This is a genomic window from Pseudomonas sp. CAM1A (assembly GCF_047501685.1).
Lineage (GTDB): Bacteria > Pseudomonadota > Gammaproteobacteria > Pseudomonadales > Pseudomonadaceae > Aquipseudomonas.
In genome coordinates this window covers 876,114-891,329 of record NZ_JBFNXP010000002.1, presented here as the reverse complement: position 1 = coordinate 891,329, position 15,216 = coordinate 876,114, and the positions used below count along the sequence as shown (strand labels likewise).

The 15,216-nt window shown below is 67.7% G+C and carries 13 protein-coding genes; 8 read left to right on the top strand and 5 right to left on the bottom strand.

Features of this window, described 5'->3' with window-relative positions; all coding sequences use genetic code 11:
* Nucleotide 1 precedes the first annotated feature (1 nt).
* On the top strand, nt 2–856 hold the full coding sequence (locus tag ABZO33_RS07825; protein ID WP_414535560.1) for a CAP domain-containing protein: 855 nt from the start codon (nt 2–4) through the stop codon (nt 854–856).
* Nucleotides 857–904: 48 nt separating this feature from the next.
* Here ABZO33_RS07825 and ABZO33_RS07820 read toward each other — a convergent pair whose 3' ends face one another.
* Nucleotides 905–1,906 carry a GlxA family transcriptional regulator gene (locus ABZO33_RS07820; RefSeq protein WP_414535559.1) on the bottom strand — a complete coding sequence of 334 codons (1,002 nt, stop codon included), beginning with the start codon at nt 1,904–1,906 and terminating at the stop codon, nt 905–907.
* A gap of 100 nt (nt 1,907–2,006) precedes the next feature.
* Between ABZO33_RS07820 and ABZO33_RS07815 the strand changes: the two genes are divergently transcribed.
* On the top strand, nt 2,007–2,618 hold the full coding sequence (locus ABZO33_RS07815) for a LysE family translocator (RefSeq protein ID WP_414535558.1): 612 nt from the start codon (nt 2,007–2,009) through the stop codon (nt 2,616–2,618).
* Nucleotides 2,619–2,629: 11 nt separating this feature from the next.
* Here ABZO33_RS07815 and ABZO33_RS07810 read toward each other — a convergent pair whose 3' ends face one another.
* Nucleotides 2,630–3,826: an MFS transporter gene (locus ABZO33_RS07810; RefSeq protein ID WP_414535557.1), complete on the bottom strand. Its 1,197-nt coding sequence runs from the start codon at nt 3,824–3,826 to the stop codon at nt 2,630–2,632.
* Between the two features lie 107 nt (nt 3,827–3,933).
* On the bottom strand, nt 3,934–4,833 hold the full coding sequence (locus ABZO33_RS07805) for a LysR family transcriptional regulator (protein ID WP_414535556.1): 900 nt from the start codon (nt 4,831–4,833) through the stop codon (nt 3,934–3,936).
* 75 nt (nt 4,834–4,908) lie between these two features.
* Between ABZO33_RS07805 and ABZO33_RS07800 the strand changes: the two genes are divergently transcribed.
* The gene (locus tag ABZO33_RS07800) at nt 4,909–5,238 is read left to right on the top strand and encodes a cupin domain-containing protein (protein WP_414535555.1); all 330 of its coding nucleotides are present in this window, start codon (nt 4,909–4,911) and stop codon (nt 5,236–5,238) included.
* Here ABZO33_RS07800 and ABZO33_RS07795 read toward each other — a convergent pair.
* Entirely contained in the window at nt 5,229–6,596 is a 1,368-nt protein-coding gene (locus tag ABZO33_RS07795) for an MATE family efflux transporter (protein ID WP_414535554.1), read from the bottom strand. The two genes, ABZO33_RS07800 and ABZO33_RS07795, sit on opposite strands and share 10 nt — an antisense overlap.
* 103 nt (nt 6,597–6,699) lie before the next feature.
* Between ABZO33_RS07795 and ABZO33_RS07790 the strand changes: the two genes are divergently transcribed.
* The 4 genes from ABZO33_RS07790 (at nt 6,700) to ABZO33_RS07775 (ending at nt 12,834) form a co-directional block, all read left to right on the top strand.
* Complete coding sequence (locus ABZO33_RS07790; protein ID WP_414535553.1) at nt 6,700–7,293, top strand: TetR/AcrR family transcriptional regulator; 594 nt, start codon at nt 6,700–6,702, stop codon at nt 7,291–7,293.
* A gap of 233 nt (nt 7,294–7,526) precedes the next feature.
* Nucleotides 7,527–9,932 carry a glucose/quinate/shikimate family membrane-bound PQQ-dependent dehydrogenase gene (locus ABZO33_RS07785; protein WP_414535552.1) on the top strand — a complete coding sequence of 802 codons (2,406 nt, stop codon included), beginning with the start codon at nt 7,527–7,529 and terminating at the stop codon, nt 9,930–9,932.
* Between the two features lie 121 nt (nt 9,933–10,053).
* Entirely contained in the window at nt 10,054–11,304 is a 1,251-nt protein-coding gene (locus tag ABZO33_RS07780) for a carbohydrate porin (protein ID WP_414535551.1), read from the top strand.
* A 132-nt stretch (nt 11,305–11,436) separates the two neighbouring features.
* Complete coding sequence (locus ABZO33_RS07775) at nt 11,437–12,834, top strand: APC family permease (protein ID WP_414535550.1); 1,398 nt, start codon at nt 11,437–11,439, stop codon at nt 12,832–12,834.
* Nucleotides 12,835–12,841: 7 nt separating this feature from the next.
* Here the strand turns inward: ABZO33_RS07775 and ABZO33_RS07770 are convergent, their stop codons facing one another.
* Nucleotides 12,842–13,855 (bottom strand): AraC family transcriptional regulator ligand-binding domain-containing protein, encoded by a 1,014-nt coding sequence (locus ABZO33_RS07770; RefSeq protein ID WP_414535549.1) that lies wholly within the window; start codon nt 13,853–13,855, stop codon nt 12,842–12,844.
* Nucleotides 13,856–14,026: 171 nt separating this feature from the next.
* On the opposite strand from ABZO33_RS07770, the gene ABZO33_RS07765 reads away from it, so the two are divergent.
* The gene (locus ABZO33_RS07765; RefSeq protein WP_414535548.1) at nt 14,027–15,211 is read left to right on the top strand and encodes an acetyl-CoA C-acyltransferase family protein; all 1,185 of its coding nucleotides are present in this window, start codon (nt 14,027–14,029) and stop codon (nt 15,209–15,211) included.
* Nucleotides 15,212–15,216: the final 5 nt, after the last annotated feature.

Genomic DNA, 15,216 nt, shown 5'->3' with positions numbered 1-15,216 from the left:
CATGCGCGTCCCATCCGTTGCCGGCCTCGGCCTGACGCTGGGCCTGCTTGCCGCGACCGGCAGCCAGGCATATGCCGGCGAAGAAGCGCAACTGATCGATACGATCAACGTCTACCGCAGCCAGGCCCAGCGCTGCGGCGGCGAGGCTTCGCTGGAGCTGCCGCCGCTCAACAGCGACACCCGCCTGGCGCTGTCGCCGGAGGGCACCCGCGACCTGCAGCAGGCCATGACCCGCGCCGCCTACCCGATGGTCAACGTGCAGGCCATCAGCCTGTCCGGCCCACGGGATGCCAAGGCGGCAATGAAAGCCATCGAGGAGAGCTTCTGCCAGGTGGTGCTCGACCCGCAATTCGTCGATATCGGAGTCAGCCAGGAGGGCCGCGACTGGCGCATCGTCCTGGCCCGCCCGCTGCTCAGCGGGCGTCTGGGCGACTGGCAGGCCGAAGGGCAGAAGCTGTTGCAGGAGATCAACGCCGCACGCAACCTGCCGCGCCAGTGCGGCGGCCAGCCCTACCCCGCCGCCCCGGCGCTGGCCTGGAGCGCGACCCTGGCCGGCGTGGCTGCCAACCACACCCGGGCCATGGCCAACCAGAACTTCTTCGACCATATCGACCGCGATGGCCGCACGCCGGGCGACCGTGCGGAGCTGGCCGGCTACCTGTACCGGCAGATCGGCGAGAACATCGCCGCCGGGCGCGACACCGCGCGCAAGGTGGTCGACGGCTGGCTGGCCAGCCCCGGGCACTGCGCCACGCTGATGAACGCGGACTTCCGCGAACTGGGGGCGGCGTATGCGGTGGACCCGAAGAGCGACGCCGGGATCTACTGGACGGGGTTGTTCGGTACGCCGCAGTAAACCCACATCGCGGGGCAAGCCCGCTCCCACGCCCCTGCAAGCCACGGGTCAGACGGTGGGAGCGGGCTTGCCCCGCGATGAGTCCGGCTCGGACTTGCGCAGCGCCAGCGCCGTGCAGCCAAACCGCCGCCGCAGCCACTTGCCCAGGTAGCTCGCATCGCCCATGCCCACTTCATCGGCGATCTGCGCCAGGCTGTGGCTTGAGTTGAGCAACCGCCAGCGCGCCTGTTGCAGGCGCAGCTCCTGCCACCAGGCCTTGGCGCTCATGCCATGGCAGGCCTGGAACTGGCGGTCGAGCTGACGCCGGCTGATCCCCAGCTGCGCCGCCAGCGCCTCCACCGGCAGCTGCGCCGCCAGGTGATGGCGCATCAGCGCCGTGGCCCGTTGTACCTGGCGCCCCTCCCCGGCGCCGGCCTCCAGCGAGCGCAAGGCATGGCGACTGTCGCGGCTTTCATCCACCAGCATGTCGGCCAGGCCCTTGAGCGCCCGGGCGCGGCCGCAGGCGCGGGCGATCAGCTCCACCGCCAGGTCGATGGCCGCCGTGCCGCCGGCGCAGGTGATACGGCTGCCGTCGAAGCAATACAACTGGCCGGTCAGCAGCCGCACACGGGGAAACGCCACGCGGAACTCGGCCTCGTGGCGCCAGTGCACCACCACCTGATGACCGTCCAGCAGGCCACAGGCCGCCAGCAGGAAGGCCGCATTGTCGACGCAGACCAGCTTCACCCCCGCCTTGGCTGCCTGCTTCAGCAAGGCCCGGTAGCCCGGTGCCAAGGCCGCCGTGGCGCTGGCGTTGCGCCCGCCAAACAGTACGAGGTGGTCGTAGTCGCCCCAGTGGATGTCCGCGGGGGTCGCCTCGACCTGGACAACCGCCGCGCTGCTGGAAACCACCGGCTCGCGGTCCAGTCCGAGCACGGTCCAGCGACAATAGCGCTGGCGGCTGTAGTCCTCCTCATCGGCGGAAAAGCGCAGCTTGTCGAGGAACGCGCCAAACGGCAGCAAGGCGAACTCTGGCAGCGGCAGAATAAGCAGGCGCAGGTCGGGCGTCATTGCGAGATGTCCAGATATGACCATTGGATGACCAGATATTACCCCGTATCTGTACCTCCCTGCCCTACACTGGCGCCCTCACCACCGACAAGGCTCTCCCATGGCACTCGACACCTGGCTCATCTACCTGCTCGCCAGCATCGGCCTGTCACTGACCCCAGGCCCCAACAGCCTGCTGGCCCTGACCCATGGCGCGCTGTACGGCGCCCGGCGCACGCTGTTCACCATCCTTGGCGGGGTGCTCGGTTTCAGCACTCTGATCGCCCTGACCATGTTCGGCCTGAGCGCCCTGCTGCAGGCCTCGGCGTCAGTGCTGACGGTGCTCAAGTGGGTAGGCGGGGCCTACCTGGTCTGGCTGGGGATCCAGCTGTGGCGCACCCCGGCGCTGCATCTGGAGCAACCTCTGGGCGGCGTGGCGCTGAGCAATGCCGGGCTGTTCCGCCAGGGCTGCCTGTCGGCGCTGGCCAACCCCAAGGTATTGCTGTTCTATGGCGCGTTCCTGCCCCAGTTCATCGACCCGCATCGCGGCCTGCTGCTGCAGTTCGTGGTCATGGCGGCGACCTTCGCCAGTGTCGAATGCCTGGTGGAGTATCTGCTGGCGCGCCTGGCGTTCCGTATCCGCCCGTGGCTGGCCAAGGGCGGCCGCGGGTTCAACCGCGCCTGCGGCAGCCTGTTCGCCCTGATCGGTGTAGCCCTGCCGTTGGGGCGATGACCGCCCTGGGATCAGCGCCGTGAAACGATCAGGAACACCACCAGCGCCACCGCCGGCAATCCCGCGCCCAGCAATGCCACGCCACTCCAGCCAAACTGCGCATACACTCCGCTAGCCAGCGCCGAGCCCACGGCCCCGCCGAGGAAGATGCTGGTCATGTACAAGGCATTGAGCCGGCCACGGCTGGCCGGATCCAGCGCATAGACCTCGCGCTGGCCGATGACCAGGTTCATCTGCACGGCAAAATCCAGCAGCACCCCGGTCAGCCCCAGGCCGACCACGCTGGCGCCCGGTGCGCTCAGGCCCAGCAGCAACGCCAGCGGCGCCAGGGCCATCGCCAGTAGCGAAGCGCGCCGCGCATGCCCGGCATCGGCTAGCCGCCCGGCCAACGGCGCCGCCACCGCGCCCACCGCGCCCACCAGGGCGAACAGCGCGATCTGGCTCTGCGACAGGCCATGTTCAGCGACCAGCGCCAGCGGTACCGCCGTCCAGTACAGGCTGAACGCCGCGAACATCAGCGCCTGGTACAGCGCTCGCTGGCGCAACGCCGGATAGCGACGCAACAGCACCAACAACGAGGCCATCAGCCCGGCATAGCTGGCCTTGTGCGCCGGTACCCGGCGCGGCAAGGTCAACGCCAGCAGCAGGATGATCGCCACCATCACCCCGGCCGCGCCGACGAATACCGCACGCCAGCCGAAGTGATCCGCCACCAGGCTCGCCAGCGGCCGCGCCAGGAGGATGCCCAGCAGCAACCCGCCCATGATGTTGCCGACCACTCGGCCACGCTCACGCTCCGGCGCCAGGTGCGCCGCCAGCGGTATCAGCATCTGCACCGCCACCGAGCTGAAGCCGATCAGCAGCGCGTACAGCAAGAACATCTCGCCCTGCCCGTGGCCGCTGGTGCCGGCCAGCAGCAGACTGCCGGTGGCCAGCACTGCCGTGGCGATCATCAGCCGACGGTTCTCCAGCAAGTCAGCCAATGGCACCAGAAACAACAGGCCCAGGGCATAGCCGATCTGGGTCAGCGACACGATCAGACCGGCCCGTTCGGGGGACAGGCCCACATCCGGGGCGATCAAGCCGACGATGGGTTGGGCGTAGTAGATGTTGGCGACGATGGCGCCGCAGCAGAAGGCCAGCAACGTCACCAGGGCCCGGCTCAGGCCTGGAGCCGTTGCCTGGGCAACGGCGAGGGAGGGATTCATTCGAGGTTACCTCGGCTTGCGAAAGGATGTGCGCGAAGGGTGACGGACATCCGCCCCGGCGAGAATCCATCGCCCGCGCAACGGGCCTTTGCGCGAAGCGCAACACCTCAGCCGGTCAGCACCCCCTCGCAGAAGGCAACGAACGCCATCACCCGGCGCGAACCACGGTGATTGGGCAGGTACAAGGCGTTGATGCTGGCGCTGGCCACCCCCGGGCTCACCGTCCAGTCGGCGAACAGCCGTTGCAGGCGCCCGGCCTCGACGTCCTCGCGCACCAGCCAGTCGGCCAGCAGCGCCACACCGCTGCCGGCGATGGCGGCCTCGCGCAACAGGTCGGCGTTGGCGCTGCGCAACGGGCCGCTGACATCCAGCTCCAGGCGTTGTTCGCCCCGGCTCAGGCGCCAGGGCCGCGCCGACTGGCCGTAGCGAAAGCGCAGGCAGGCATGCGCGGCCAGTTGCTGCGGCTCGGTCAGTGGCGCCTGCTGGCGCAGGTAGGCCGGGCTGGCCACCAGCCAGCGCTCGAAGCGCCCCAGCGGACGACACACCAGGTCATCGCTGGGGGCCGGCTCGCCAAGGCGGATGGTCAGGTCGTAGCGGCCATCGAGCAGGTCGTCGAAGCGATCACTCAAGTCGATGTCCAGCTCCAGTGCCGGGTGCCGGGCAAGGAACGCGCCCAGGTGCGGGGCGATCACCCGACGACCGAACTCCACCGGCAGGCACAGGCGCAACACACCGACCGGCTCCTCGCCGCGGTCGGCGACGCTGGCGTCGGCCTCGGCCAGGGCCTCGAGGATCTCGCGGGCGCGCTGGTAGTAGCCGGCACCGGCCTCGGTCGGGCTGACCTGGCGGGTGGAGCGGTTAAGCAGGCTGGCGCCGAGCGCCTGTTCTAGGGCATCGACCTGGCGGGTGACCGAGGAAGTTGCCACGCCCAGTCTGCGGGCCGCTGCGGAAAAGCCCCCGGTTTCGGCAGTGGCCATGAACGCCTTGATCGCTAGCAACTTGTCCATCATGGTTTTCCGTGGGGGCAAAGGCCGAAACCTTCCTACAATCCCTTTCTGCAATCAACTACTGCGAGCAGCACCATGCCCGACAACCTGTTCACCGCCCTACCGCCGCTGCCCCCCGAGGCCGACGAGCAGTTCACCGAGCTGCTGCGGCGCCCGGGATTGCGCATCGAGCGTATCGTCTCCAGCGGCCAGGCCAGCCCGCCGGGATTCTGGTACGACCAGGCCGAGGGCGAATGGGTGGTCGTGCTCAGCGGCAGCGCCGGCCTGCGCCTGGAACACGAGCCGCACACCCGCGTGCTGCGCGTAGGCGATCACCTGGACATACCGCCCGGCTGCCGCCACCGCGTGGAATGGACCGAGCCCGGCGTGACCACGGTGTGGCTGGCGGTGTTCTATCAGGGCTGAACCAGCGCCGCGGTGAGCGGCCTTGCCTGCAGGCGATAGAAACGCCACGGCAGCAGCACCGCCGCCACGGCCAGGCCGCAGGCGAAGCCCACCCACACCCCCACCGGGCCCAACGCGGAATGGAAGGCCAGCCAGTAGCTCATCGGCAGCGCCAGCAACCAATAGCTGACCAAGGTCACCCCCACCGGCCAGCGGTAGTCCTGCAGGCCGCGCAAGGCGCCCAGCGCGGTAGACTGCAGGCCATCAGCCACCTGCATGGCCGCGACCACCACGAACATCGGCACGGCGATGGCGATCACCTGCGGGTCGTCGCTCATGGCCTCGGCGATGGAGCGGCCAAACACCGCCAGCAGCACGGTGGCCACCAGCATCCACGCGGTAACGCTGGCAAAGGTGGCGCTGCCGATGGCGCGGATGCGCGCCGCCTCGCCGCGGCCCTGGGCCTGGCTGATACGGATGCTCACCGCCGCGGCCATGCCCAGCGGCAGCATGTACAGCAGCGCGCCAATGGACTGCACCACTTGGTTGGCGGCCAGTGCGGCATTGCCCAGCCAGCCCAGCATCCAGGCGGCGATCACCACCGCGCCGGCCTCGGCCAGGTAACCCAGCCCCAGTGGCCAGCCCTCGCCCAGCAGCGTGCGCCAGGTCAGGCGTGGCCCCTGCGTGGCCGTGCGGTAACGCGCCAGCGAAGGCGCCAGGCGCCAGTAAGCCAGGGCCAGCATCACCGCCAGCGACTCGGCGATCACCCCGGCAATACCCGCCCCCAGCAGGCCCAGTGCCGGCAGGCCGAAATGCCCGTGGATCAGCCCGTAGCTCAGCGGGATGTTGAACAGCACCGCGCTCATCACCAGCAACACCGCCACCCAAGGCCGGCCGATGGCTTCCAGCACATCCTTGAACACCACGGCCAGGCAGTACGGAATCAGGAACACCGCCATGGCTTGCCAGTACGGCGTCAACAGCGCCACGTCCGGCAGCGGCACGCCTAGCCATTGCACCAACGGCAGGCTGGCCAGCATGGCCAGGCAGCCGAGGATGCCGACCAGCAATCCATAGCCCAGGCCGCCACGCAGCGTGCGCGCCACTTCGCCCGGATCATCGGCACCGAAGGCGTGGCCGACGCGCACGCTGAGGGTGGCGAGCATGCCGTACAGCCCGGCATGGAAAATCAGCCCGGCACTGCTGGTCAGCGCGACACAGGCCAGCACCACGGTACCCAGCGAAGCCAGCAGCACGGTGTCGGTCAGGCTGATCAACTCGGCCGCCGACAGGCCCAGCACCAGCGGCAGCGCCAGGCGCAGCAGGCCCGGCAGCTCGCCCAGCCAGGCAGTGGGTTTACGCGAAACGAGAGCAGACACGGTGACAATCTCCAATTGACATACGCCGCGTATGCTAATGCCATTTAATGACATACGCAACGTATGCTAATTTGCAGCCATCGCTTTTCACCCGGAGCTCTCCATGTCTACCCCTCGCCGCAGCCGCGCCGCCATGAGCGCAGACACCACCGAACGGCTGATCGCCGTTGCCCGTCGCCAGTTCGCCGATAAAGGTTTTGCCGCCGTGGTCATGGACGAACTGTGCGCCGAAGCCGACCTCACCCGAGGCGCCCTGCACCACCACTTCGGCGGCAAGGCCGGGCTGTTCACCGCCGTGGTGCAGCACCTGCTCGACGAGATCAACCAGGCCATCGACGCCCGCTACGCCACCCACGACGACCCCTGGGAGGGCTATATCGACACCTGCCTGTACTACTACGACCTGCTGCATGAACCGGCGCTGCGGCGCATCCTGTTGCAGGATGCCCCCGGCGTGCTCGGCCCGCGCCTGCGCGAGATGGAAGAGGCCAGCTACATCGGTCCCATGGCCCAGGGCCTGGTGGAACTGCAGCAAGCCGGCCGGCTGCGCGCCTTCGATGCCGTGGCCATGGCCCACCTGCTCAACGGCGCCATGGGCGACAGCGGTATCTGGGTGATCGCCCAGGACGATCCGCAGGCGGCCGCCGAGCGCGTGAAAGGGGCATTGCGCTGCCTGTTGGAGGGATTGCAGGCCTGAGTTCATTCTGGTTTTGGCGCGTGCTGCGTGGGAGCGGGCTTGCCCCGCGATTGCGTCCTCCCAGCCAACCTGGTTGTAGCGACTGGCCTCATTGCGGGGCCAGCCCGCTCCCACGTGGACGGTTAATCGCCTGCTCTACCTGCGACAATCTGCCACGAATCAAAATGTACTAACTTGTTAATTAGCTTGCTAAGGGATTAAACTGCCGGTATTCCACCTGCGAGATCCCTGGCATGAACGACTCACCCCGCGCCACTGGCGCCTCAACCTTCATCCTGGTCGGCCTGGGCGTTGTCATCGCCCTGCTCGGCCTGCTCCTGGCCGCTGGCGGCGTCAAGCTGGCCGGCCTCGGCGGTTCCTGGTACTTCCTGATCGGCGGCCTGGCCATGGCCATTGCCGGCATTCTCATCGCCCGTCGCAAGCCAGCTGGCGCCTGGCTGTACGCGGTGTTCCTGGTAGGCACGGCGATCTGGGCCGTGGCCGACACTGGCCTGGTGTTCTGGCCGCTGTTCTCGCGCCTGTTCATGTTCGCCGCCATCGGCCTGGCGGTGGCGCTGACCTATCCGCAGCTGGTCCGCCGCAAGGCGCACGGTGCCTATGGCATCGCCGGCGTGCTGGCCGTGGCCCTGGCCATCGCCGCCGGGAACATGTTCGTCGCCCACCCCAGCGTCGCCCCCACCGGCAAGGGCCCGGGCCTGACGCCGGTGGAGCCCGGCCAGCAACAGAAGGACTGGGCCCACTACGGCAACACCGAAGGCGGCAGCCGTTTCGCCGCGCTGGACCAGATCAACCGTGGCAACGTCGACCAGCTCAAGGTCGCCTGGACCTACCACACCGGTGATGTCGCCCTGAGCGACGGCAATGGCGCCGAAGACCAGCTCACCCCGCTGCAGGTCGGCGACAAGGTGTTCATCTGTACCCCGCACAACAACCTGATCGCGCTGGATGCCGACACCGGCAAGCAGCTGTGGAAGAACGCCATCAACGCCCAGTCCAAGGTCTGGCAGCGTTGCCGTGGCATGGCCTACTTCGACGCCACCACGCCGATCGCCCAACCGAGCCAGCCGAACAGTTCACCGATCACCCTGGCCAACGTGCCGGCCGGCGCCAACTGCCAGCGCCGCCTGCTGACCAATACCATCGATGGCCGCCTGATCGCAGTCGATGCCGACACCGGCGCGTTCTGCGAAGGCTTTGGCGACAACGGCCAGGTCGATCTCAAGGCCGGCCTGGGCAACGTGCCGGACTCGTACTACCAGCTGTCCTCGGCACCGTTGATGGCCGGCACCACCGTGGTGGTCGGCGGCCGCGTGGCCGACAATGTACAGACCGACATGCCCGGCGGCGTGATCCGTGGCTTCGATGTGATCACCGGCGCCCAGCGCTGGGCCTTCGACCCGGGCAACCCGCAGGATCGCGCCGCTCCGCAAGGCGACCAGACCTACGTGCGCAGCACGCCCAACAGCTGGGCGCCGATGTCGTACGACCCGGCGATGAACACCCTGTTCCTGCCGATGGGCTCCTCGTCCACCGATATCTACGGCGTCGAACGCAACAAGCTTGACCACACCTACGGCGCCTCGGTGCTGGCCCTGGACGCCACCACGGGTAACGAAAAGTGGGTGTACCAGACCGTGCACAACGACCTCTGGGACTTCGACCTGCCGATGCAGCCGAGCCTGATCGACTTCACCAAGGATGACGGCAATACCGTGCCCGCCGTGGTGATCGGCACCAAGGCCGGGCAGATCTACGTGCTCGACCGCGCCACCGGCAAGCCACTCACGCAAGTCGATGAAGTGCCGGTCAAGCCCAGCAACATCCCCAACGAGCCATACTCGCCGACCCAGCCGAAATCGGTGGGCATGCCGCAGATCGGCGCGCAGACCCTGACCGAGTCGGACATGTGGGGCGCCACCCCCTATGACCAGCTGCTGTGCCGCATCGACTTCAAGAAGATGCGCTACGACGGCCTCTACACCGCGCCCGGCACCGACCTGTCGCTGAGCTTCCCGGGTTCGCTGGGCGGCATGAACTGGGGCAGCATTTCCACCGACCCGGTGCATGGATTCATCTTCGTCAACGACATGCGCCTGGGCCTGTGGATCCAGATGATCCCGTCGCAGAACACGGGCGCGGCGGCGGGCGGCGGCGAGGCGCTGAACACCGGCATGGGCGCGGTGCCGCTCAAGGGCACCCCGTACGCGGTGAACAAGAACCGCTTCCTGTCGGTAGCCGGCATCCCGTGCCAGGCGCCGCCATTCGGTACCCTGACCGCCATCGACATGAAGACTCGCCAGGTGGCTTGGCAGGTGCCGGTCGGCACCGTCGAGGACACCGGCCCCCTGGGCATCCGCATGCACCTGCCGATCAAGATCGGCCTGCCGACCCTCGGCGGCACCCTGTCCACCCAGGGCGGCCTGGTGTTCATCGCCGGCACCCAGGACTTCTACCTGCGCGCCTACGACAGCGGCAACGGCAACGAGATCTGGAAAGCCCGCCTGCCGGTCGGCAGCCAGGGCGGCCCGATGACCTATGTGTCGCCAAAGACCGGCAAGCAGTACGTGGTGGTCACCGCTGGCGGTGCGCGTCAGTCCACCGACCGCGGTGACTATGTGATGGCGTACGCCTTGCCATAAGTGTCGACCCCATCGCGGGGCAAGCCGGCTCCCACAGCCCGGCCCCAGAGGCCTGGCACATAAGGTTTGTGGGAGCGGGCTTGCCCCGCGATGGCCTCCAGCAGCTCCCGAGATTTCCGAAATGCCATTTGTTTCACGCCTCACCCCCACCCTGCTTCTTGCCCTTGCCTGCACCCCTGCATTCGCCGCCGACAACACCCTGACCGGCGACTGGGGCGGCCTGCGCCACCAGCTTGCGGAAGACGGCATCACCTTCACCGGCGACTACAGCGGCGAGACCGCCTACAACGCCCACGGCGGCCTGCACCGTTCGGCCCGCTACTCGCAGAACCTCAAGCTGGGCGTGCAGTTCGACCTGGCGAAACTGTATGGCCTGGACAACGGCGGCAAGGTCCAGCTGACCCTCAACGACCGCCGCGGCAACAGTGCCTCGGAGGACCTGGTGGGCAACCGCCTGCCGATCCAGGAAAACTACGGCGGCCTCTACACCCGCCTCACCGAACTGAGCTACGAGCGCAACCTGTCGCCTTCGCTGAACCTCAAGCTCGGCTACATGGCCATGGGCAACGACCTCGGCGGGCTGGACAGCGGCATCCTGTGCAACTTCATGAACGCCGGTTTCTGCGGCCACCCGCTGAACATGTCCGGCGGCAGCGGCTGGACCAACTACCCCAACGCACACCTAGGTGCGCGGCTCAAGTACGACCTGGCGCCGGACTGGCAACTGCGCGTGGCAGCGTTCAACGTCGACCCCGAGAGCAACGGCAATTCCAGCCGCGCCTGGCATCTGGGGCCCAAGCACAGCACCGGCACCGTGCTCCCGCTGGAGCTGGTGTACAAACTGCGTGGCGAGCTGCCGGGCGAGTACAAGGTCGGTTACTACTACGACAGCTCGAACGTGAAACGCATCGGCAGCAGCGAGGACGTCGCCGGTCGTGGTGGCCATTACCTGCTGGTCGACCAGGCCATGTGGAACGACCCGGCATTGCCGGGCCGCCACCTGCACGCCTTCGGCCAGTACTCGGCCTCGAGCAAGGCCGCCTCGCCATTCACCAAGTGGTACGGTGCCGGCGTGGTGCTGTACCAGCCGTTCGCGGGCCGGCCTCGGGATACCTTGGCGCTGGGTTACGGGCGCGCAGTGCCGAACCCGCGCAGCCGCGACGTGCTCGAGGAGGCCGCATTCAATGCCGGCCAACCGTTCCCCGACATCGACAGCGCCGAGCAACTGATCGAGCTGAGCTACGGCTACCAGGCCACCTCCTGGCTGAACCTGCGGCCGGATGTGCAGTACATCGTCGAGCCGGGTGCGTTCTCGGGGAAAGACATCGACAACGCGTTGATATTCGGTTTGCAGGTCAAGGCGACGTTCTGAGCCCAGGGGCCGCCCTGCGGCCCCTGCCAACCCAGTTTTTTCCTCTGTACCAACCACATATTTACTAATTTCCCCACCTGCCACCCTGTCTCAGTATCTGCGCACTACAAAAACAAAGAGCGGGGAACTGTCATGAGTGCAAGTGCGTCCGTGCCTGCCAGCGTGCAGCACGATCAAGCCGGCTTTCGCCGGGTCCTGGGGCTGGGGTCGCTGCTGGCGGTGGCCGTGGGCCTGGTGGTGTCGCAAGGGGTGATGGTGATGATGCTGCAGGGGGTCGGCGCCGCCGGCCTGGGCTTCATCGTGCCGTTGGGGCTGGCCTACCTGCTGGCCCTGAGCTACGCCTTTTCCTTCTCCGAACTGGCACTGCTGGTGCCGCGTGCCGGCAGCCTGTCGAGCTATACCGAAGTGGCGCTGGGGCACTTCCCGGCGATCCTCGCGACCTTCTCCGGTTACGTGGTGGTGGCCATGTTCGCCCTGTCCGCCGAGCTGCTGTTGCTCGACCTGATCGTCGGCAAGGTCTACCCCGGGGTGTTCCCGCAGTATTCGGTGGCCTTCGGCGTGCTCGCGCTGTTCACCGGCCTCAACCTGATGGGCATCGACATTTTCGCCAAGCTGCAGAGCGCCATGGCCGTGGTCATGGTGATCGTGCTGCTGATCCTCGGCGTGGCCGCGATCAGCGAAGGGCACGCCGAAGGGGTCACCACCACCCTGCTGCAGGGCGACTGGAACCCCATGGGCGTCGGGGTGCTGGCCCTGACCGCCATGGCCGTGTGGGGCTTCGTCGGCGCCGAGTTCGTCTGCTCGCTGGTGGAGGAAACCCGCAAGCCCGAGCGCAACATCCCGCGCTCGATGATCATCGGCCTGACCGTGATCTTCGCCACCATCGGCCTGTACGGGTTGGGCGCGCTGTTCCTGGTGCCCCGCGAAGCCCTGAGCAGCGATGCCCTGCCCCACTACCTGTTCGCCACCACGGTGTTCGGCAAGACCGGCGAGGTGTTCCTGGTGATCGCCGCGGTGACCGCCACCTGCAGCACCCTCAACACCTCGCTGGCGGCCATCCCGCGCATGCTCTACGGTATGGCCTGCAATGGCCAGGCGTTCCCCCAGTTCAAGCAGCTCAGCCCGCGCGCCCGCACACCGTGGGTCGCGGTGTTGTTCGTGGCGGCGATCACCGGGCTGCCGATCCTGCTGATGGGCCAGGACGCGGCAGCGATCAACCTGTTGCTGCTGGCCGCCGCGCTGGCCTGGCTGCTGGCCTACATCATCGTGCACCTGGACGTGATCGCCCTGCGTCGACGCTACCCGCACCTGGCGCGACCGTTCCGCACACCGTTCTATCCGTTGCCGCAGCTGTTCGGCATCGGCGGCATGCTGTATGCGATCTGGAACGCATCGCCCAGCTCCGAGATGAGCCTGAAGATCTACGGCACCGCCGGGCTGGTGCTGGCGGTGGTTTCACTGATCGCGGTCGTGTGGATCAAAGTGGTGATGAAGAAGCCGTTGTTCAGGCCCGAGCCTTTGCGGCACTGACCGCCCATCAAGCCGATGCGCCGCGCTTGGCCCGGTAACTGCCCGGGCTCTGCCCGGTCCACTTCTTGAACGCCCGGTGAAACGCGCTGGGTTCCTGGAAGCCGGTGTGCTCGGCGATCTCGGCGATGCTCAGATGGCCTTCGCGCAGCAATTCGAAGGCCATTGCCCGACGCACCTCGTCCTTGATCTGCTGATAGGAGCGCCCTTCGCGCTCCAGCTGGCGGCGAAAGCTGCTGGCGCTGAGCTTCTGCCGTGCGGCCATGGCATCGAGCGTCGGCCACTGCCCGTAATGCAGCGCGCGCAAATGCCGGTAGACCTCCGCCACCCGGCCATTCTGGTTGCGAAAGCGGATCACCAGCCCCTGCGGCGCGCTGCGCAGGAAGCCCTTCAGCGCCGCCAGGTCCTGCACCACCGGCAGGCGCAGCCAGGCGCTGTCGATCTCCACTTCGGTGCGCCCGCTGCCCAGGCGCAGGTCCGGCCCCCAGAGCAACGCGTCATCTTCCTGCGCCGGGCGCGCCAGGGCCAGCTCGGTACGGTCGATGGCGATGCGCCGGCCGGCCAGCCAGCACAGCAGGCCGATCACCAGCACCAGGTAGGTTTCCTCGGCGTAGACCCGGGTCAGCGGATCGGCGATGGTCGACTGCACGCTGATCACGGTGCGCGCGCCACGCACCGTGACATTGCCGTTCAAATCACGCAGGAACAGGGCGAAACTGCCCAGGCACTGGCGTAGCGCCTTGCCCAGGGTCGGTTCCTGGATCAACCCGCGGCAGATCAGGGCGAAGCTGCCCAAAGGCATGCCGTGGCTGTCGAGCTGGAAGAACTCATCGTGCAACTCGTCGATCAGCGCCAGCCACAGCTGGGCGAAGGCCTTGGCTGGCACCCGCGCCAACGGCTGGGCCAGCATCTGCGGGTCGATGCCCACCGCCCGCAGATGGGCGTCGCGCGCCTGTGGCCGGTCGCGCAGGGCGTGGACCATGGCATTGAGGAAGTACACCGCGACCGTGTCGCTATCGCGCATGGCAGAAGTCCGCTGTCTATGCTGAGTGGCAAAAAATGCCAGGTTGTCTGAACAGATCCGGCATAGGCCGCCTGAGGGCCTTTGCCTAGACTCGATCCACCCCGGGAGGGTGCGGCCGCCATTCTCGCAGAGCCACCCCCGCCCCGCCACGCCTTCGCAAACGGAGCCCCAATGAGCAGCACAGAAATCTTCGTCGTCAGCGCGGTACGTTCGGCCATCGGCAGCTTCGGCGGTTCGCTCAAGGACCTGCCCCTGGCCGAGCTCGCCACCCAGGTGACCCGCGCCGCCATCGAGCGCTCGGGCGTGGCCGCCGAGCAGATCGGCCACGTGGTGATGGGCAACGTGATCCCCACCGAGCCGCGCGATGCCTACCTGGGCCGGGTGGCTGCAATGAACGCCGGCATCCCCAAGGAAACCCCGGCCTTCAGCGTCAACCGCCTGTGCGGTTCGGGCCTGCAGGCCATCGTCTCGGCCGCCCAGGGCCTGCTGCTGGGCGACAGCGACATCGCCCTGGCCGCCGGCGCCGAAGCCATGAGCCGCGGCCCGTACCTGCTGCCGCAAGCCCGCTGGGGCGCGCGCATGGGCGACCTGCAGGGCATCGACTACATGGTCGGCATCCTCCAGGACCCGTTCGAGCACTTCCACATGGGCATCACCGCCGAGAACGTCGCGGCGGCCCACGGCATCAGCCGCCAGATGCAGGATGAGGTCGCCCTGACCAGCCAGCTGCGCGCCGCTCGCGCCATCGCCGAAGGCCGCTTCGACGGCCAGATCGTGCCGATCGAGATCAAGACCCGCAAAGGCAGCGTGCAGTTCGCCGTGGACGAAAACGTGCGCAGCGACGCCAGCGCCGAACAATTGGCCGGCATGAAGGCGGTGTTCAAGAAGGACGGCACGGTCACCGCCGGCAACGCCAGCAGCATCAATGACGGCGCCGCCGGCCTGGTCCTGGCCACGGGTGACGCCGTACGCCGCCAGGGCCTCAAGCCGCTGGCGCGGATTGTCGCCTACGCCCATGCCGGCGTGGATCCGGCGCTGATGGGCCTGGGCCCGATCCCGGCCACCCAGAAGGTGCTGGAGAAAGCCGGCCTGAAAGTTGCCGATCTAGATGTGATCGAGTCCAACGAAGCGTTCGCCTCCCAGGCCTGCGCCGTGGCCCGCGCCCTGGGCTTCGACCCGGAGAAGGTCAACCCCAACGGTTCGGGCATTTCCCTCGGCCACCCGGTCGGCGCCACCGGCGCGATCATCGCCACCAAGGCTATCCATGAACTGCACCGCGTCCAGGGCCGCTACGCCCTGGCCACCATGTGCATCGGCGGCGGCCAAGGCATCGCCGTCGTCTTCGAACGCGTCTGAAAGGA